This window comes from Rhodoplanes azumiensis, from assembly GCF_042682915.1.
GTDB classification, from domain to species: domain Bacteria; phylum Pseudomonadota; class Alphaproteobacteria; order Rhizobiales; family Xanthobacteraceae; genus Rhodoplanes; species Rhodoplanes azumiensis.
Map to the genome: position 1 here is coordinate 192,303 of NZ_JBHUIW010000005.1, position 19,326 is coordinate 211,628.

The 19,326-nt window shown below is 69.2% G+C and carries 11 protein-coding genes and 1 pseudogene; 7 read left to right on the forward strand and 5 right to left on the reverse strand.

Translation table 11 applies throughout. The features are described 5' to 3' along the window. Positions 1-15: 15 nt before the first annotated feature. On the reverse strand, positions 16-2,061 hold the full coding sequence (locus ACFSOX_RS07260; protein WP_378477129.1) for an AGE family epimerase/isomerase: 2,046 nt from the start codon (positions 2,059-2,061) through the stop codon (positions 16-18). 516 nt (positions 2,062-2,577) lie between these two features. Between ACFSOX_RS07260 and ACFSOX_RS07265 the strand changes: the two genes are divergently transcribed. Together ACFSOX_RS07265 and ACFSOX_RS07270 are read left to right on the forward strand one after the other, a co-directional pair. Beyond that, entirely contained in the window at positions 2,578-3,720 is a 1,143-nt protein-coding gene (locus ACFSOX_RS07265; protein ID WP_378477130.1) for a BtaA family protein, read from the forward strand. A gap of 1 nt (position 3,721) precedes the next feature. Beyond that, on the forward strand, positions 3,722-4,429 hold the full coding sequence (locus ACFSOX_RS07270; protein ID WP_378477131.1) for a class I SAM-dependent methyltransferase: 708 nt from the start codon (positions 3,722-3,724) through the stop codon (positions 4,427-4,429). A 106-nt stretch (positions 4,430-4,535) separates the two neighbouring features. Here ACFSOX_RS07270 and ACFSOX_RS07275 read toward each other — a convergent pair whose 3' ends face one another. After that, the gene (locus ACFSOX_RS07275) at positions 4,536-4,925 is read right to left on the reverse strand and encodes an H-NS histone family protein (protein WP_378477132.1); all 390 of its coding nucleotides are present in this window, start codon (positions 4,923-4,925) and stop codon (positions 4,536-4,538) included. Positions 4,926-5,783: 858 nt separating this feature from the next. Here ACFSOX_RS07275 and ACFSOX_RS07280 point away from each other — a divergent pair. Continuing rightward, a complete protein-coding gene (locus ACFSOX_RS07280) occupies positions 5,784-6,083 on the forward strand; it encodes an antibiotic biosynthesis monooxygenase family protein (protein ID WP_378477133.1) in 300 nt (99 codons plus the stop codon). A gap of 109 nt (positions 6,084-6,192) precedes the next feature. Here ACFSOX_RS07280 and ACFSOX_RS07285 read toward each other — a convergent pair whose 3' ends face one another. Further along, complete coding sequence (locus ACFSOX_RS07285) at positions 6,193-6,426, reverse strand: FmdB family zinc ribbon protein (RefSeq protein WP_378477134.1); 234 nt, start codon at positions 6,424-6,426, stop codon at positions 6,193-6,195. Positions 6,427-6,550: 124 nt separating this feature from the next. Continuing rightward, the gene (locus ACFSOX_RS07290) at positions 6,551-7,666 is read right to left on the reverse strand and encodes an FRG domain-containing protein (RefSeq protein ID WP_378477135.1); all 1,116 of its coding nucleotides are present in this window, start codon (positions 7,664-7,666) and stop codon (positions 6,551-6,553) included. A gap of 243 nt (positions 7,667-7,909) precedes the next feature. Between ACFSOX_RS07290 and ACFSOX_RS07295 the strand changes: the two genes are divergently transcribed. Then, positions 7,910-8,626: a transporter substrate-binding domain-containing protein gene (locus tag ACFSOX_RS07295; protein ID WP_378477136.1), complete on the forward strand. Its 717-nt coding sequence runs from the start codon at positions 7,910-7,912 to the stop codon at positions 8,624-8,626. 139 nt (positions 8,627-8,765) lie between these two features. On the opposite strand, the gene ACFSOX_RS07300 is transcribed toward ACFSOX_RS07295, so the two are convergent. Next, positions 8,766-9,164, reverse strand: coding sequence for a PPOX class F420-dependent oxidoreductase (locus tag ACFSOX_RS07300; RefSeq protein WP_378477137.1), 399 nt, complete (start codon positions 9,162-9,164; stop codon positions 8,766-8,768). A gap of 192 nt (positions 9,165-9,356) precedes the next feature. Between ACFSOX_RS07300 and uvrB the strand changes: the two genes are divergently transcribed. The 3 genes and pseudogenes from uvrB to ACFSOX_RS07315 all read left to right on the forward strand — a co-directional run. Then, on the forward strand, positions 9,357-12,635 hold the full coding sequence (gene uvrB / locus ACFSOX_RS07305; protein ID WP_378477138.1) for an excinuclease ABC subunit UvrB: 3,279 nt from the start codon (positions 9,357-9,359) through the stop codon (positions 12,633-12,635). A 589-nt stretch (positions 12,636-13,224) separates the two neighbouring features. Continuing rightward, on the forward strand, positions 13,225-18,171 hold the full coding sequence (locus ACFSOX_RS07310) for a HAMP domain-containing protein (protein ID WP_378477139.1): 4,947 nt from the start codon (positions 13,225-13,227) through the stop codon (positions 18,169-18,171). A 13-nt stretch (positions 18,172-18,184) separates the two neighbouring features. Next, a pseudogene (locus tag ACFSOX_RS07315) lies at positions 18,185-19,288 on the forward strand (HWE histidine kinase domain-containing protein); the annotation flags it as partial. Between the last annotated feature and the right edge of the window lie 38 nt (positions 19,289-19,326).

Genomic DNA, 19,326 nt, shown 5'->3' on the forward strand with positions numbered 1-19,326 from the left:
CGACCCGTCGGACGGTCAATTGGCGATCGCCGCGAACTGCACGACGAGCGCGATCGCCCCGCCGTCCTGCGCGCCCGAGAGGTTGGCGAGCGAGATCTGGAAGTCGTCAGGGTTCGCGGGCTTGAGCTGCGCCGTCATGTCGATGCCGTTGACGACCACGCGCTCGATCGACAGTCGCCCCGGCGGCATGAAGTCGGGCAGGACGTTGATGGTCGTCATGCTGGATGACGGACGAATGCGGAAGTAGAGACAGAAGCCGTTGTCGGCGCCGTTCCCCGCATCGACGAAGGTGCGGATGTAGACATGCGCCAGATAGGCGAGCTCGAAGGCGTGATAGCCGATCGCATGGCTGCTCTTCATGCCGTACTGGCCGTCGAGGATGGGCAGCCCGTTCTCGGTGGTGCGGAAGTAATAGCCCTGCCGCTCGCGATCCAGGAAGAACAAGTTCCAGAACGCCGCGCATTCGCGGGCGAGCTGCAGATAATTGCTGTCCCCCACCGTGGCGCCGTGCAGGATCAGATAGGCGAGCACGCCCTGCTCCTGCTGCCAGAAGTCCTTGGTGGCGCCCCAGGCGAACTGGATCGGCATGCCGCCGCTCGGGTGGCGCTCGACGCAGTCGAAGATGCCGCCGCGCACCGCGTCGAGGCCGACCGTCGCCATGTCGTCGCCGAGCTTGCGGGCGACCTGGAGGAGCCGCTTGGCGTGATTGTCGTCGGCGACCGCCTGCGTCTGGTGGCCCATGGCGCGGTGGCGAGCGCTGCGCATGTGGAAGTAGTTGGCGCAGCGGGTCAGGTTCCAGGCGATCTTCAGGTTGTGGCCGACGACGGCGCGGTCCTGCTGCCAGCGATAGGTGAGGTCGGGGGTCCAGTCGTCGTGGAAGCGCTCCTTCACGTATTTCGAGCTCGGGTCGGGAAACTTCTCCACGATCAGCGTGGTCGTCTCCTCCAGGATGGCGACGGCGGTCTTGAGGAGATCGGCCAGGTAGGGGCGCGCGCTGCCGCCCGGCAGCGGCTCGAGCGTGAGAATCAAGTTCACCAGATAGGCCGGGATGTGGTCGCCGATCGAGTTCCAGTTCTTGCGCCGGCAGTTCTCGCCGAGCGCCGGCGTGTCCGGTCGCATCGTCACCGGGTCGAGATGCGAGTAGTAGCCCCCCTTGCCGGCGAAACCCTTGGCGGTGGCGCTCGGCGGATCCCAATAGAAGGCCTGGAAGCTCTGGATGGTGCGGCGGATGTCCTCCAGCACCTCGGTGTCCAGCGTGATGCGGTAGTACTGGGTGAGCCCCGCGATCGCGTAGATCTGCTCGTAGAGCGGGATGGTGCCGACGTCGTCCGGCCCCTGCGAGGCGAAGAACAGGCTTTCGCCCTTCTCGCCCTCGGTATGGCGGCGGCGGCCATAGGCCCAGAAGCAGTATTCGCCGTCGTGGCTCGACGAGCGGAACGCCTCGCGCAGATACTTCACGGCCGCCTGCGCCGCGAGGAAGTAGCGCTCCGCGCCGGTGATCAGGAACGCGGTCGAGAGGTCGTAGAGGAGGCGCGACAGCACCGCGCATTCCTGCACGTCGTCGTCGACCGGCTGGCCCAGGATGTTGAGGTTGGTGCGGTAGAACTTGGCGAAGTCGTCGATCGTGTAGTTGCGCCGCTCGTCGAACAGATGGTCGAGAATGCGGTCCGCCATCTGGGTGACCTGCACGAGCCACCAGTGGGTCTCCTCGAACAGGTAACGGTCCGGGGCCGAATGCAGGAGATAGACGGTGCGCGCCTCGAAGCGGGCGCGGTCGCCGTCCTCCTGATAGAGCCCGGCGACGAAGACGGGCCGGTCGCGCTGGATGTACTTGCGCAACGCCATCTGCACGTCCGTGCCAGGTGGATCGGCGGCCGGATCGGGAACGCGATCGCGCGAGATCTGGTCGAGATTGGTGACCACCTGATAGCTCGTCGTCACCCCCACGAAGGCCGTGAACTGGTCGCCGCTGCGGGCCTGAATCGTGAAGCTGCCGGTCGCCTCGTCGATCGCCCGAACCGTTCCGGCGATCGTGACGGTCTGGGTGAAGTTCTGCCGCATCGGCACCCTCCCTGGTCGCTCGGCCGGTTCTCGGCGACGCGGCGAACCTGGCGGGCGACGCGGGTCGCGCGCTGGTGACGGCGCGGTCGTGGAACAGCCCGGTTTTGTCTCGCCCGCTGCCGATCGACGGGCGCACCACCGCAGGCGCGGCGAAATCGGCGACGCAACTAATAGGAGATATAGTTCCTATATGCAACCTGAGACTGCAAGCGCGCCGATCACGACTTCGCGGGCGAGTGGCGGCGGTTCGGCAGACGGTCGGCGCGCCGCGAGAAGGCGGCTGTCCCCTGCGGCCCGTCATACTGTCATGAAGGCGTCACCGGCGGCTCGATACACACGCCGTTGTTCGACCGCGACCGTTCGTAGCGCGGCGTTTTGGACGCATCCCTTTCATCGCAGTCATCGAGGCCCGGTGTGATCTCCTCGCCGTCGAAGGTCCGATGCGGCGTCAGCGCCGCCGTCCGTCGCACTCCCGCCCTGTCCCGCCAGGGCTTCGCCGAAATCGTCTTCGCCTGGATGTTCCGGGGCCTGGTCTATCCTCAGATCTGGGAGGATCCGGCGGTCGACATGGCGGCCCTCCAGATCGCGCCCGACCATCACGTCGTGGCGATCGCGTCGGGCGGCTGCAACGTGTTGTCCTACCTGACCGCCAATCCGGCGCGAATCACCGCCGTCGACGTCAACACGGCGCATGTCGCCCTGGTGCGGCTGAAGCTCGCCGCGGCCCGGCATCTGCCGTCGTGGCGAGCCTTCTATCAGTTCTTCGGCACGGCCGACGCGGCGGCCAATGTCGACGCCTATTGGAACCATCTGGCGCCGCGCCTCGATGCGGCGACCCGTGCCTATTGGGAGGGCCGCGGCGCCTTCGGGCTCGGCCGGCGCCGCATCTCGCTGTTCGCCCGCAACGTCTACAAGCACGGTCTGCTCGGCCACTTCATCGGGCTCGGCCACGCCGTGGCGCGCCTCTACGGCGTCGACCTCCGCCGCGTCCTGGCGGCGCGCTCGCGCGCGGAGCAGCTCGAGCTGTTCCAGACGCTGCTGGCGCCGCTGTTCGACAAGCGCTTCGTGCGGTGGGCCGTCGACCGGCCGGTGGCGCTCTATGGCCTCGGCATCCCGCCGGCCCAGTACGCGGCTCTCGCCGCGGCGGGCGGCGGCGACATGGCGGCGGTGCTGCGCAGCCGGGTCGAGCGCCTGACCTGCGGCTTCGACCTCGACCAGAACTATTTCGCCTGGCAGGCCTTCGGGCGCCGTTACGGCGACGGCGACCACGCGCCGGTGCCGCCCTATCTGGAGCGCGACAATTTCGCCGCCGTGAGCGCGAGGGCGAACCGCGTCGCCGTGGTCAACGCCTCGATGACCGAGCATCTGGCGGCACAGCCGGCGCAGTCGGTCGACCGCTACGTGCTGCTCGACGCCCAGGACTGGATGACCGACGCCCAGCTCGACGCGTTGTGGAGCGAGATCACCCGCACGGCGAAGCCGGGCGCCCGGGTGATCTTCCGCACCGCCGCCGAGCCGAGCCTGCTGCCCGGCCGTCTCGACGACACGATCCTGTCGCGCTGGCGCTACGAGGCCGACGCCTCGCGCGGCTTCACGACGCGCGACCGCTCCGCCATCTACGGCGGCTTCCATCTCTACGTGCTCGACGATGCCGGCTGAGATGACGGGACGGGTCGACGATCGCGCCGCCGACGACCGCGCCGACTCGGCCGGCAACCGGGCCGACGATACCATGGCCCGGATGAACCGGATGTACCGCCGGCAACGGCACCTCTACGACGCGACGCGCAAATTCTATCTGCTCGGCCGCGACGACCTGATCGAACGGCTCGCCCCGCGGCCCGGCGACCGCGTCCTGGAGATCGGCTGCGGCACCGGGCGCAACCTCGTGCAGGCGGCGCGACGCTGGCCGCAGGCCCGGTTCTTCGGCGTCGACGTGTCGACCGAAATGCTGACGAGCGCCGCGGAGGCGATCGCCCGCGCCGGCCTCGGCGGGCGGATCCAGATCGCGCAGGCCGACGCCGTCACGCTCGACCCGGCCGCCGTGTTCGGCGTGCCGCGGTTCGAGCGCGTCTACTTCTCCTACACGCTGTCGATGATTCCCGATTGGCACGGCGCGCTCGACCGCGCGCTCGGGCTGGTGGCGCCGGGCGGCGAACTGCAGATCGTCGACTTCGGCGGCCAGGAGCACCTGCCCGGCGGCGTGCGGACCGCGCTGCGGGCCTGGCTGGCGCTGTTTCACGTCACGCCGCGAGATCATCTGGAGATGCGTCTCGCCGCGCGGGCGCAAGCGCTCGGGGCGGCGTTGACGGTGGAGCGTCCGTTCAGGGGCTACGCACAATGCGCCCGCCTGCGGATCGCCGGCTGACGACGTCGCTCGCCCCTGCGGCCGCGCATCCGATCGTCGAAGAGAAGGCTCGGCGCCGCGGCGGGATCGCCGCTGCGCCCTGATCGCGACGGGGGCTGCCGGCCGCTCAGCCGTGCTTGCGACGGCCGCGGGCCCCCCCCTTGCGGGCCGGCTTCTCGGCGACCTCCTCGACCGCGGCCGCGTGGGCGCCCTCGATCGAGAACTCGTCGAGCGAATGACCCTCGGCGAGCAGCGCCGCAAGCCACTTCGGATGCGCGCCACGGCCGGCCCAGGTCTCGCCGTTGGGGCCGCGATACTTCGGCGCCACCTTGACGCCCTTCAGGGCGCTCGACCGACCGCCGGCCGACGCGCCGCGGGCCGGACGACCGCGGGCCGTCTCCAGCGCGCTGAGCTGCTTCTTCAGCTCGCGGCTGCGCTCTTCCAGGGTGTCGTCGATCTCGCCCCGCAAGGCGAGCAACGCATCGACGTCCATGGCCTTGAGATTCACATTAGCCATTGTTCGACTCTCCCGAAATGGAGGTGACGTTTTCTTCCGAAAGCCGGCCTCGTGACGGGCCACCTCGTCACGATCGATATCGGCGCGATCGATCTCGGTCCGGTCGGCGAACTAACCGGCAGGCGGGATATGAATGAGGCTCTTCTCACGTGCATGACTGTATCGCAAGTGAAAAACTGTATTTGAATAGCCGCGAAAAAATTGCGCCACACGAACATACTTACTGGTGGTTTGTAGAGGCCGGGCCTCGCCTCGCACCTATCCGCCGACCCGGCCGCAAAATCGACCCGAAACGCCACAAAACAAACCTGATTGTATTAGAATTAGCCTCATCCGCAAGGGGAAACGCGCGAGAAACACTTCGGAAACCTCGCCGCTGAAAAGCTCGCGCGACGACTTTCCACACGATTTTCCGACCTTCGGGAACAATATCCGTGTCGGTAGGTTGCGCACTCCGCAACCGGTCGACCGAATCAGCATCGTCGCGTGGCTTTGTCGGATACCGGTCACACACCGGCGCGGACGCGGCGGTCCGGACCGGCGGAAAGGAAAGCCGGATCAAAAGCCCGGCCGGCGCGGACCGATCGGCCGGCGCGATGCCGGCTTTTCGGGTCCACACGTCGGAGCGGACGGAAAAATCCCCGGGCCGAAACCGTGGCTTTTGAGCGGCGAAATCGCCCGTGGCGTCGCCGCGCGACGGAAAGGGCGCGCGCGCCTTCGCCGGACGTCGCGGCGCGCGGCGCCGACGGGACCGTCGCACACGCAGGTCAGGCGAGCGGTACCGGCCGTTGCGCGGCCCGGCGGCTCCGACGCATTATCCCGCCCGTCGTTTCCCCGTTTTCGACCGCAGAGGCGTTCATGGTCCTGGAAATCGCGCAGATCGAGGTGAAGCCCGGCCTGGAGGCGGAGTTCGAGGCGGGGGTTGTGAAAGCCGTGCCGTTGTTTCGCCGCGCCAAGGGCTGCACCGGCGTGACCCTGCAGAAGAGCCACGAGAAGCCGTCGCGCTACCGGCTGTTCGTCGAATGGGAGACGGTGGAGAACCACACGGTCGACTTCCGCGGCTCACCCGATTTCCAGGCGTGGCGCGAATGCGTCGGCCATACCTTCGCGGCGCCCCCCGAGGTCGAGCACGTCGTGCAGGTCGTCGACGGCTTCTGAGATCCGGACGTCCGAGCGGGGCACGCCCCCCGCCCCGACGACGGGGCTACGTGCCGATGCGCCGCCCCGTGCGGCCCCCCGGCCGGGGGCCGACGTGCTGGCTGCAGCGTCAGCCGCAGCCGCCCATGCCCATCCCCATGCCGCAGCAGTTGCCGCAGGCGCCCGCTCCGGCGGCGCAGGCCGGTTCGGCGTCCGCACCGCCTTTCTGGGGCGAGGCGATCAGCGAGAGCTGCTGCTCGAGCGCGGTGCTGCCGCAGGCCGGGCACTCCGGCACGTCCGACGACCGCACCAGGGTCTGGAACATGTGGCCGCAGCCTTTACATGCGAAGCCGTAGAGCGGCATGACGCCTCCGACGTGTAAAACGAATGCTGGACGCGGGGGTGCCGGGTTCTTGCCTCACGCGGCGCGCGTGCGCAAGGGGCCGCGGCCGCCGACAGAGCCAGCCCCGGATGCGATTCTGACGCGATCAGCGCTCCCGGAACGGCAGCGGTGCGGTGTCGAGGTCGGCGAGGTCGAGCTCGAGGCGGGTGCCCCCGGGCCCGGCCACCACTCCGACCGTGAAGGCGCCGTAAGAGCAGACCTCGAGTGTCGCCCGCCCGTCCCGGACCCGGACCGGGCGCTCCGGACGGGCGAAGGTGTCGTGCAGGTGGAACGTGACGGTTCCGGTCAGCGGCGTCCTGGCGCGCGGCGCCGCGGCGACGGCCAGGGCGATGCTGTACCAGTCCGCCTCGATCTCCTTCACCCGCGCCGTGAGAACCAGGCCGTCCCGCGCCGGCACGCCCCCGAACCGCCCCTTGTTGGGATCGTTCGGATCGAAGCGCCGCACCGGCTCGGCCGCGGCGCGGCGGCGCGACGGTGCGCCGTCGCGGGACGCGCGCGGCGCCGCCGCACCGTTGCCCCCCCACCCGGTCCGCAGGGCGACCAGCCGGCGCGACAGGCTGTCGAGATCCATGAAGATCGCCGCGTGATGGATCCCGCTCGAATCGAGCTTGCGGCGAAAATCCGGCTTGCAGCTCTTGTCGATGACGATCTGCCTCATCTCGCCGCAGCGGTAGGGCTCGTCCGGCTTCGGATGGACCGTGAACAGGCCGCGCTGCGAGACGAGGCGCGGCGTGACGTAGCCCGGGTAGAAGAACGACACCTTACGAACCTTGAAGGGATGACAGTCGAGCGCCACGACGGCGCTCGGCCGCCGGACGATGTAGAGCCCGGCGTCGTCGTGGTCGTTGCCCCACACGGCGAAGAACAACGAGACGGACGGCGACTCCGACCAGTCGAGCAGCCGCGTCGGCACCCCGTGATGCTGGGCGAGCGCCAGCCATTCCCATTCGGTGATCGGCCGATGGTCCAGAAACGGCAGCGCCTCGCGCTTGAACTGATCGAGCAGCGCCTCCTCCAGCGCGACCGAATAGGTGAAGCCCTCACGCGGGCGCCCGACCGAGGGCACGAGCGTATGGCGCACCGAGGCGACGCCACGAAACAGCCATTCGCCGTTCAGGAAGGGGGCGATGGTCGTCTGAAACTCGAGCCAGCTCGACACACGCTCCCGGCGCCAGAGCTTGCTGGTCAGCGACGCGGACATGGGCCACCTGCTCGGCACACAAAGGTTGTCCTATAATGATAGGACACGTTTCACGTGTAAACATGATCACACACGTTTTCCACACGCCCCCTAAGACGCGGATCGCCCGCGGCGCCCGGGGACGCGGGCCTGTATCCCGCCCGCCGAAACCATAGTAACGACGACGACGGACGTTCGGCGCCCCGACCGGCCGGCGGTCCGCCCACAAAGCCAGGAACCCACTTGGCCGGGAAGGAGCCCCCGATGCAGGACGTGCTTAACGCGCTCGCGCCCAAGGGCCGCGTGCGCGCCGCCATCAATTTCGGCAACGCCGTGCTGGCCCAGCAGGATCCGACGACGGGCGAGCCGCGCGGCACCCAGGCGGCGCTGGCGCGCGCGCTCGCCGATCGGCTCGGCGTGCCGGTCGAGTTCGCGACCTACAAGGCGGCCGGCAAGGTGTTCGAGGCTCTCGCCCGCGACGAATGGGACGTCGCCTTCATGGCGATCGATCCGGTGCGCGCCGCCGAGCTCGACTTCACCGCGCCCTATGTGCTGATCGAGGCCGGCTGCCTGGTCCCGGACCATTCGCCCCTGCAGGACGTCGGCGACGTCGACCGACCGGGCGTCCGCATCGCCGGCGCCCGCGGCAGCGCCTACGAGCTGCATCTCACCCGCACGCTGAAGCAGGCCGCGCTGGTGCTCGCCCCGAGCGGGCCGGAGGCACGCGCCATGTTCCTGAAGGAGGGGCTCGAGGCGGTCGCCGGCGTGCGCCAGGAGCTGGTCGCCTTCGCCGAGTCGCATCCGGGCTACCGGGTCATGCCGGGCCGCTTCGTCGGCATCGAGCAGGCGGTCGCCGTGCCCAAGGGCCGCGCCGCCGGGCTCGCCTTTCTGCAAGACTTCATCGCCGAGATGAAGCGCAACGGCTTCGTCGCCCGGGAACTCGCGGCGAGCGGCCAGTCGCCGAGCCTGGTGGCGCCGTGAGATGGAACCGACGGCCGCGATGACATGATCATTCCGGGGCGCCGCACAGCGGCAAACCCGTAATCCAGCGGCACGCTTGTTCTTCGTGCCTGGATTCCGGGTTCGCGCGCATGCGCGCGCCCCGGAATGACAGGCCGGTTCAGTTCATGCCCGAGGCCGACTTCGGCTCGATGGCGATCGACAGCCGCTGCTCCCCGGGCTGGCGGTACGGATAGGTGTCGACGCCGAGATACTTCTTGGCGAGCGCATCGATATGGGCGTCGGCGCCGTCCTCTGTGACGCTGCGGACCGTGCCGCGAATCTGCAAATAGCGATAGGGGTTGTCGGGATCGATGATGGCGAGCGCCACCGGCTTGCCGGGCGTGAGCGTCTTGGCTTTCACCCGCCCCTTGGCGGTGTTCACCCGCACCACGCCGTCCGTGTAGTCGAACCACACCGGCGTCACCTGGGGCGAGCCGTCGGCCATCACGGTGGCGATGCTGGCGAAGGCTTTCTTGTCCTTCAAGAGATCGAGATAGGCATCCGGAGGCGTGAGCATCGAGTGTCTCCCGGGGTTCTGACGGTTTCTCGGCGCGCCGGCGCGCCGCCGGCTCGGAGGTATATAGGGTGACCCGCACCCGCTGACAGGTGCGGGCTGACAGGTCCAGGCTGACAGGTCCAGGCTGACAGGTCCGGTCGGGGGGCCGGCCCACCCTTTCCCCGCCACGCGCGCCGGCCCATATTGCGGCCCATGGCCAAGCCCCCCAAAGACCCCGCCCGCCCGACCCGGGCCAAGGCGTCCCGCGAGACCCTGCCGCCGATCGCGCCCGCCCTGGAGGCGCTGCTCAATCCCGGCATCGCCCGCGGCGAAGCCGGCCTTGGCTCGCAGACCGGGCTGGACCCGCGCTCGCCTTCTTCCACCTCTCCCCTGCGGGGAGAGGTCGCGCCGAAGGCGCGGGTGAGGGGGGGCCGACGGGAGTCATCAGCCCCCTCACCCGCCGACGCTGCGCGTCGTCGGCCTCTCCCCCCCGGGGAGAGGCGATCCGAGCCCGAGAAACCGATCGAACGCAACGAGGCGTCCCCCCGGCTGCAGCCGCCGCCCGACAACTCGCGTGACCGCCGCTCCGACTTTTCGGCCGCTCACACGGCGCGGAAGTCCACGGGCGCGCCGCGCCCCCTCCCCGCCCCTCCCCCGCTCGCAGGGGAGGGAGACCGCGAGCGGCGGCGGGTCTCGCCCTGGCAGCCTCCCGAGGAGCCCGGCCGGCTGAGCTTCGGCGAGGCGCCGCAGGCGACGTATCTCGACGCCGAGGAGCTGCGCGAGGCCTCGCCCGAGCTCGCCCGCGCGCTGGGACTGACCGGCGACGATTCGGAGACCGCCAGCGCTGCGCCGGCGGCTACCCCCCTCCCCAACCCTCCCCCACAAGGGGGGAGGGAGCCGGCGGATCCCGACGCCGGCGCTCCAGAAGACAAACCGACGCGCCGCCGTCCCGCAAAACCCGCGCTGTCCGAGCTCGGCACCACGGCGACGGCGGCGTCGCTGGAAAAGCTCTTGCGCGAGGGGCGGGCCGAGCTCGCCGACCAAGCCTGGACGCCGCACCGACCGCCGCGGCCGGAGAAGAGCGAGGGCGGCGTCCGCCTCGTCGTGAAGTCCGACTTCGAGCCGAAGGGCGACCAGCCGACCGCCATCGCCGAGCTGGTCGAGGGCATCCGACGCCACGACAAGACCCAGGTGCTGCTCGGCGTCACCGGCTCGGGCAAGACCTTCACGATGGCCAAGGTGATCGAGGCGACGCAGCGCCCCGCCATCATCCTGGCGCCGAACAAGACGCTGGCGGCGCAGCTCTACGGCGAGTTCAAGAGCTTCTTTCCCGACAACGCCGTCGAGTATTTCGTCAGCTACTACGATTATTATCAGCCCGAAGCCTATGTCCCGCGCACCGACACTTATATCGAGAAGGAATCGTCGATCAACGACCAGATCGACCGCATGCGCCATTCGGCGACGCGCGCGCTCCTGGAGCGCGACGACGTCGTGATCGTCGCCTCGGTGTCGTGCATCTACGGCATCGGCTCGGTCGAGACCTACTCGGCCATGACCTTCACGCTGAAGCGCGGCGACCGCATCGACCAGCGCCGGCTGATCGGCGACCTCGTCGCTCTGCATTACAAGCGCACCCCCGATTTTTCCCGCGGCACGTTTCGGGTGCGCGGCGACACGGTGGACGTGTTTCCGGCCCACTACGAGGACCGCGCCTGGCGCATCAACCTGTTCGGCGACGAGGTGGAGAGCATCGAGGAGTTCGACCCGCTCACCGGTCACAAGACCGACGAGTTGTCGTTCGTGAAGATCTACGCCAACTCGCACTACGTGACGCCGCGGCCGACGCTCCTGCAGGCGATCGACGGCATCAAGAAGGAGCTGCGCTGGCGGCTCGCCCAGCTCACCGACGCCGGGCGGCTCCTGGAGGCGCAGCGGCTCGAGCAGCGCACGCTGTTCGACCTGGAGATGATGGAGGCGACCGGCAGCTGCGCCGGCATCGAGAACTACTCGCGCTATCTGACCGGGCGAAAGCCGGGCGAGCCGCCGCCGACGCTGTTCGAGTACGTGCCCGACAACGCCCTCGTCTTCATCGACGAGAGTCACGTCACGGTGCCGCAGATCGGCGGCATGTACCGGGGCGACTTCCGCCGCAAGGCGACGCTCGCCGAGTACGGCTTCCGCCTGCCCTCCTGCATGGACAACCGACCGCTGCGCTTCGAGGAGTGGGACGCGATGCGGCCCCAGACGATCGCGGTCTCGGCGACGCCGGGCGGCTGGGAGATGGAGGAATCGGGCGGCGTGTTCGCCGAGCAGGTGATCAGACCGACCGGCCTGATCGACCCGCCGGTCGAGGTGCGGCCGGCGCGCACCCAGGTCGACGATCTGGTCGGCGAGGTGCGCCAGGTCGCGGCCCAAGGCTACCGGTCGCTCGTCACCGTGCTGACCAAGCGCATGGCCGAGGACTTGACCGAGTATCTGCACGAGCAGGGCCTGCGGGTGCGCTACATGCACTCCGACATCGACACCATCGAGCGCATCGAGATCATTCGCGATTTACGCTTGGGTGCTTTCGACGTGCTCGTGGGCATCAACCTGCTGCGCGAAGGCCTCGACATTCCCGAATGCGCATTGGTGGCGATCCTGGACGCCGACAAGGAGGGTTTCCTGCGCAGCGAGACGTCGCTGATCCAGACCATCGGCCGCGCCGCCCGCAACGTCGACGGCAAGGTGCTGCTCTACGCCGATCACGTCACCGGCTCGATGGAGCGGGCGATGGCGGAGACCAATCGCCGGCGCGAGAAGCAGCAGGCCTACAACACCGAGCACGGCATCACGCCGGAGAGCGTCAAGAAGGGCATCGCCGACATTCTCGACAGCCCCTACGAACGTGATCACGTTCTGGTCGCGACCGGACGCGGCGACGGCCTGTCGGCCGCCGGCGGCTTCGAGGAGGCGGCCACCATCGGGCACAATCTCGAGGCCGTCATCGCCGACCTCGAGACCCGCATGCGCGAGGCCGCGGCCGACCTGAACTTCGAGGAGGCGGCGCGGATGCGCGACGAGGTGAAGCGCCTGCGCGCCACCAACCTCGCCGTCACTGACGACCCGACCGCCAAGGTGGTGGATCTCGCCAAGGCCCGCGCGGCGCTCGCGTCGCCGGCCCGTGCCCGCCCGCACAAGCCCGACCTCGACGAGATGGGCATCGCCCTATGGCACGAGCGCGGCGTGCATCGCCCGGACGCGAAGCGAAGTGACGCCAAGGGACGTGACGCCGAGGGGCGTGACGCGAAGCGCGGCGACGTGAAGCGCCCGCGAAAACCGTCGCTGGACGAGATGGGCCCGGGCGTCGAGTCGATCCCGTTCGGTCGCGCGAAGCCGACGCGCGCTAGCGGCGAGGAGGGCTCGGGGCCCGGCGACAGACCGGCCGGCCCGCGCTCCACCATGGGCCGCCCGGGACAACGCGGCGGCTTCAAGCCGCGCCGGAGGTGATTTTCGGAAGCGCCGTCTTCGCCTCGCGCTCGCATCGAGGAAAACCTCCGTCGCCGCCGCCGATCGCGCGTCGCCGTCACCCGTCATCACAATGACGCCGTATCGGCGGTGCACAGGGCGGCATGTCGCCGTCTCGACTTCGGGTGCATGCCCCCGCCCTCTCCTCGATCGCGTGTGCACGGTTCGATGGCCGGCACCGTCCTACCGCGCCTCGCGGCTGCGGACGTGCCAATCTGGTCCGCGCGATGTCCGACCGGCGGGCTCACCGTCGAATGAGCGACGTCCGTCCGCCATCGGACGGTCTCGTGCCGGCCGCTGACGACGCCGACCATCACGATCGGCGACCGATCACGATCGACATCTCACACGAACGCCCTCCCGCGCGACGGAACCGGATGAAAAGTCCGGTCGTTGAGTTCTTTCAGCGGAACCGAAAGCTGCTCGGCGTGTTCGTCGGAACGGTACTCCTGCGCAGCGCGTCCGCGACGGAGGTATCGAACTGCCCGCAAGCCGGTTCCGGGTGGGGATCAGCAAGGAGCGTCAGATGACGGCGAGGCGCGAGACTCGGAGCAACGACGTCGATCCTCCGATGGTTCCCTCCGTGCTCGCATCGGACCTGGCCGACGGCGGCACGACCAAACCGGATCGCACCATCGCCAGCGACATCGACGACGACGGGCTGCGCGCGCTGCTCGCCGCCCTCCAGGCGATGCGCAGCGGCGACTTCTCGGTGCGCATGCGCGGCGATCATGTCGGGCTCGCCGGCAAGATCGCCGACACGTTCAACGAGATCGCCGCCACCAACGAGCGCATGGCGACCGAGCTCGCGCGCGTCGGCGACGTGGTCGGGCGCCGGGGCCGCACGCGCCATCGCGTGCGCTTCAGCCCCGCCATCGGCGCCTGGGCCGACATGGAAACGTCGGTCAACGACCTGATCGACGACCTCCTGTGGCCGACCAAGGAGGTGACCCGCGCGGTGGCCGCGGTGGCGCAAGGCGACCTGATGAAGACGGTGCGGCTGGAGGTCGACGGTCGCCCGCTCGAAGGCGAATTCCTGGAAGCCGCCACCATCGTCAACACCATGATCAAGCAGCTCGGCGTGTTCACGGCCGAGGTGACGCGTGTCGCCCGCGAGGTCGGCACCGAGGGCAAGCTCGGCGGCCAGGCGCAGATCCGCGAGGTCTCCGGCGTGTGGAAGGATCTCACCGACTCGGTGAACTCGATGGCCGGCAACCTCACGGCCCAGGTGCGCAACATCGCCGAGGTGACGATCGCGGTCGCGAACGGCGACCTCTCCAAGAAGATCACCGTGGACGTCCGGGGCGAGATCCTGCAGCTCAAGGAGGCCATCAACACGATGGTCGACCAGCTCCGCAGCTTCGCCTCCGAGGTGACGCGCGTCGCCCGCGAGGTCGGCACCGACGGCAAGCTCGGCGGCCAGGCGCTGGTGCCCGGCGTCGCCGGCATCTGGAAGGATCTGACCGACTCGGTGAACGCCATGTGCGGCAACCTCACCGACCAGGTACGCAACATCGCCCAGGTGACCACCGCGGTGGCGCGCGGCGATCTCTCGCGAAAGATCACCGTCGACGTGCGCGGGGAGATTCTGGAGCTGAAGGACACCATCAACACGATGGTGGACCAGCTCAACGGCTTCGCCTCCGAGGTGACGCGCGTCGCCCGCGAGGTCGGCACCGACGGCAAGCTCGGCGGCCAGGCGACCGTGCCGGGCGTCGCCGGCACTTGGAAGGATCTGACCGACAGCGTCAACTCGATGGCCTCGAACCTGACAGCGCAGGTGCGCAGCATCGCCGAGGTGGCGACCGCGGTCGCCAAGGGGGATCTCTCGCGCAAGATCACCGTCGACGTGCGCGGCGAGATTCTGGAGCTGAAGGACACGCTCAACACGATGGTCGATCAGCTCAACGGCTTCGCCTCGGAGGTCACGCGCGTCGCCCGCGAGGTCGGCACCGAAGGGCGGCTCGGCGGCCAGGCCAACGTGCCGGGCGTCGCCGGCACCTGGAAGGATCTCACCGACAATGTCAACCTGCTCGCGGCGAATCTCACGACCCAGGTGCGCAACATCGCCGAAGTCACCACCGCCGTCGCACGCGGCGACCTGTCGCGAAAGATCACGGTCGACGTGAAGGGCGAAATCCTGGAGCTGAAGAACACCATCAACACCATGGTGGACCAGCTCAACGCCTTCGCGGCCGAGGTGACGCGCGTCGCCCGCGAGGTCGGCACCGAGGGCAAGCTCGGCGGTCAGGCACAAGTTCCCGGCGTGGCGGGAACCTGGAAGGATCTCACCGACAACGTCAACTTCATGGCGTCGAACCTCACCGCGCAGGTGCGCAACATCGCCGAGGTGGCGACCGCCATCGCCGGCGGCGACCTGTCGAAGAAGATCACCGTGGACGTGCGCGGCGAGATCCTGCTCCTGAAGGAGACGCTGAACACCATGGTGGAGCAGCTGCGCTCGTTCGCCTCGGAGGTGACGCGCGTCGCCCACGAGGTCGGCGTCGAGGGCCGGCTCGGCGGTCAGGCCGCGGTGCCGGGTGCCGCCGGCACCTGGAAGGATCTCACCGGCAACGTCAACCTGCTCGCCGCGAACTTGACCAACCAGGTGCGCGCCATCGCCGAGGTGGCGACCGCCGTGACCAAGGGCGACCTCACCCGCTCGATCCAGGTCGATGCGCGCGGCGAGGTGGCGCAGCTGAAGGACAACATCAACACCATGATCGACAACCTGCGCCTCACCACCGAGCGCAACACCGAGCAGGACTGGCTGAAGACGAACCTCGCCCGCTTCACCGCGATGCTGCAGGGCCAGCGCGATCTCGGCACGGTGGGTCGCCTGCTGCTCGACGAGCTGACCCCGCTGGTCGGCGCCCAGCAGGGCGTCATCTATCAGATGGAGATGGACGCGGTGCCGCGGCTGCGCCTCCTGTCCACCTATGCCGACAGCCTGGACGACGGGCACAAGCCGATCCTCCTGCCGGGCGAGGGACTGGCCGGCCAGTGCGCCCTCGACAAGCGCCGTCAGCTCGTCACCGACATCCCGGCCGACTCGCCGCCCATCGTCTCGTCGCTGTTCCGGGCCACGCCGCGCAACATCGTCGTGCTTCCGGTGCTGTTCGAGAACCAGGTGAAGGCCGTGATCGAGCTCGCCTCGATCGAGAGCTTCAAGCCGCTGCAGATCACCTTCCTGGAGCAGCTCACCGACTCGATCGGCATCGTGCTGAACTCGATCGAGGCGACCATGCAGACCGAAGGCCTGCTGCAGCAGTCGCAGCAGCTCGCCGCCGAGCTGCAGGCGCAGCAGCGCGAGCTGCAGCAGACCAACGAGCAGCTCGAGCAGAAGGCGGCGCAGCTCGCCGAGCGCAACGTCGAGGTCGAGCGCAAGAACCAGGAGATCGAGCAGGCCCGCCGCGCCCTCGAGGAGCAGGCGGCCGAGCTGGCGCTGACCTCCAAGTACAAGTCCGAGTTCCTCGCCAACATGTCGCACGAGTTGCGAACGCCGCTCAACTCGATCCTGATTCTCGGCCAGCAGCTCGCCGACAACCCGGACGCCAACCTCTCGGCCCGTCAGGTCGAGTTCGCCCGCACCATCCACGGCGCCGGCACGGATCTGCTCAACCTGATCAGCGACATTCTCGATCTCTCCAAGATCGAGTCCGGCACCGTCACGGTGGAGGCCGAGGAGCTGCTGTTCTCCGACCTCGTCGAGGCGGTGGCGCGGCCGTTCCGTCACGAGGCGGAAACGCGTTCGCTCGCCTTCTCGGTCGACGCCGACGCGCGGCTCGGGCGCAGCATCGTCACAGATCCGAAACGCCTGCAGCAGGTGCTGAAGAACCTGCTCTCGAACGCGTTCAAGTTCACCGAGCGCGGCTCGGTGCGGCTCACGGTCGGCCCCGCGACATCGGGTTGGACACCCACTCACCCGGTGCTGGGCCGCGCCGCGAGCGTGGTCGCCTTCGAGGTCGCCGACACCGGCATCGGCATCCCGAGCGACAAGCAGAAGATCGTCTTCGAGGCGTTCCAGCAAGCCGATGCCTCGACCAGCCGCCGGTTCGGCGGCACCGGGCTCGGCCTCGCCATCAGCCGCGAGCTCGCCGCCCTGCTCGGGGGCGAGATACAGCTCCACTCGACGCCCGGTGCCGGCAGCACCTTCGTGCTCTACCTGCCGGCCCGCTACACCGGCCCGTCGGTGCCGCGGCCGGCTTCCGAGGCGTCGCCGCCGCGCCGCCCGCTGCCTGTCGTCGCCGCACCCGTGCAGACACAGGATGTCGAGACCACACGCCCCGAGAGCGGGCCGCCCCCCCTGCCGGTGCGCGACGACCGTCACGACATCACCGACGGCGACGCCGTCCTGATGATCGTCGAGGACGACGTGCACCATGCCGGGCTCCTCGCCGATCTCGCCCACCGCCGCGGCTTCAAGGTGGTGATCGCCGCCCGCGGCGCCGAGGTGCCGGAGCTCGTCCGGCGCCACCGGCCGGCCGCCATCTCGCTCGACATCCATCTGCCCGACATGCTTGGCTGGAGCGTCCTCGGCCGCCTCAAGCAGGATCCGCTGACCCGCCACATCCCGGTCCTGGTCGTCAGCGTCGACGAAGAGCGCATGGACGGCCTCGCGCGCGGCGCCTTCGCGGTGTTGAGCAAGGCTGCGACGGCGGAACAGCTCGCGGCGGCGCTGGACCGTCTCCAGGCCTTCGCGGCGCCGCGGCGCAAGCGCCTCCTGATCGTCGACGACGATCGCGCCACCCACACCGCCGTCGGCGAGCTCCTCGGCGACGACGACATCGAGATCGCCGCCGCGGAGACCGGGCACGCCGCGCTCGCCGCACTGCGCGACATGCCGCACGATTGCGTCGTGCTCGATCTGCGCCTGTCGGACATGACGGGGTTCGCCGTGCTGGAGGCGATGAGCGTCGACCCGTCGCTCGCCGAGATCCCGGTCGTCGTCTACACGGGCCGGGCGCTCGACGCCGAGGAACATGCGCGGCTGCGCAAGGCGGCGCGCGGCATCGTCGTCAAGGGCGTCGAGTCGCCGGAGCGTCTGCTCGACGAGACCGCGCTGGTGCTGCACCGGGAAATCGCGCGGCTGAATCCGGAGCGACGCCGCATGCTGGAGCGGCTGCACCAGTCCGACGATCGCCTCGTCGGCCGCACCGTGCTGGTGGTGGACGACGATCCGCGCAACATCTTCGCGCTGTCCAGCGTGCTGGAACGGCGCGGCATGCGGGTGCTCACCGCGACGACGGGCCGCGAGGCGATCGAGACGATCGAGGCGACCGATGATCTCGCGCTCGTGCTGATGGACATCATGATGCCGGAGATGGACGGATACGAGACCATGGCGACGATCCGGCGCGACCCGCGCTTCGGGCGGCTGCCGATCATCGCGCTCACCGCCAAGGCCATGAAGGGCGACCGCGAGCGCTGCCTGGAGGCCGGCGCCTCGGACTATCTCGCCAAGCCCGTGAACACCGAGCAGCTCCTCTCGGCGCTGCGCCTCTGGCTGCATCGCTGAGGGGACCATGGAGATGCGTGACCCGCAGCCGCGCGAGGCCACCCGGCCGGATCCGGTCGACATCCTCCTGGTCGACGACCAGCCGGCCAAGCTGATGAGCTACGAGGTGATCCTGCGCGAGCTCGGCGAGCGGCTGATCACCGCGACCTCGGCCAAAGAGGCGCTGCGTCATCTGCTGCGCACCGACGTCGCCGTCGTGCTGGTCGACGTGTGCATGCCGGATCTCGACGGCTTCGAGCTCGCCCGGATGATCCGCGATCATCCACGTTTCGAGCAGACCGCCATCATCTTCATCTCGGCCGTGCATCTCTCCGACGAGGATCGGGTGCGCGGCTACGCCATGGGCGCGGTCGACTACGTGCCGGTGCCCGTCATCCCCGAAGTGTTGCGCGCGAAAGTGCGGGTGTTCGTCGACCTGTTCCGCAAGACGCGTCAGCTCGAGGCCGCCGCGCGCGAGCTGGAGCGGCGCGTCGCCGAGCGCACCGCGGCGCTCGAAGCCTCGACCGAGCGGCTGCGGGAGAGCGAGCGGCGTCGCAGCGTCGCGCTCGCCGCCGGCCAGATGGGCGCGTGGGATCTCGACGTGACGACCGGCGAGTGCCTGTGGGATCCGGGTCAGTTCCGCATCTTCGGCGTCGATCCGGCGAGCTTCCGGCCGAGCCTCTCGACGGTGCGGCCGCTGCTCCTCGCCGAGGACATCGATCGCATCCGCACGCTGCTGCGCACCGAGCCGGACCGCCAGACGTTTCAGGTCGAGGTCCGCATCGTGCGTCCGGACGGGGCGCAGCGCTGGTGCATCTGCGCCGCCGCCGTGACCCGCGACGCGCGCGGTGCGGTCGCGCGGGTCAGCGGCGTGACCATCGACATCACCGACCGCAAGCTCGCCGAGGAGCGCCAGCTCCTGCTCGCCCGCGAGGTCGATCACCGCGCCCGCAACGCGCTGGCCATCGTGCAGGCGATCGTGCGGCTGACCAATGCACGCGATCCGCAGACCTACATGGCCGCGGTCGAAGGGCGCATCCGGGCGCTCGCCCAGGCCCACACGCTGCTCTCCGAATCGCGCTGGGAGGGCGCCGACGTCCGCCGCCTGGTCGACGAGGAATTAGACCGGTTTTCGCTCACGTTGGTGCATAGCCTGCGTGTCGGATGAAATTTCTG

Excerpts from the sequence above, each read along its gene's own strand:
- ACFSOX_RS07260 (WP_378477129.1), bottom strand. The coding sequence starts at position 2,061 with ATGCGGCAGAACTTCACCCAGACCGTCACGATCGCCGGAACGGTTCGG.
- ACFSOX_RS07265 (WP_378477130.1), top strand. The coding sequence starts at position 2,578 with ATGTTCCGGGGCCTGGTCTATCCTCAGATCTGGGAGGATCCGGCGGTC.
- ACFSOX_RS07270 (WP_378477131.1), top strand. The coding sequence starts at position 3,722 with ATGACGGGACGGGTCGACGATCGCGCCGCCGACGACCGCGCCGACTCG.
- ACFSOX_RS07275 (WP_378477132.1), bottom strand. The coding sequence starts at position 4,925 with ATGGCTAATGTGAATCTCAAGGCCATGGACGTCGATGCGTTGCTCGCC.
- ACFSOX_RS07280 (WP_378477133.1), top strand. The coding sequence starts at position 5,784 with ATGGTCCTGGAAATCGCGCAGATCGAGGTGAAGCCCGGCCTGGAGGCG.
- ACFSOX_RS07285 (WP_378477134.1), bottom strand. The coding sequence starts at position 6,426 with ATGCCGCTCTACGGCTTCGCATGTAAAGGCTGCGGCCACATGTTCCAG.
- ACFSOX_RS07290 (WP_378477135.1), bottom strand. The coding sequence starts at position 7,666 with ATGTCCGCGTCGCTGACCAGCAAGCTCTGGCGCCGGGAGCGTGTGTCG.
- ACFSOX_RS07295 (WP_378477136.1), top strand. The coding sequence starts at position 7,910 with ATGCAGGACGTGCTTAACGCGCTCGCGCCCAAGGGCCGCGTGCGCGCC.
- ACFSOX_RS07300 (WP_378477137.1), bottom strand. The coding sequence starts at position 9,164 with ATGCTCACGCCTCCGGATGCCTATCTCGATCTCTTGAAGGACAAGAAA.
- uvrB (WP_378477138.1), top strand. The coding sequence starts at position 9,357 with ATGGCCAAGCCCCCCAAAGACCCCGCCCGCCCGACCCGGGCCAAGGCG.
- ACFSOX_RS07310 (WP_378477139.1), top strand. The coding sequence starts at position 13,225 with ATGGTTCCCTCCGTGCTCGCATCGGACCTGGCCGACGGCGGCACGACC.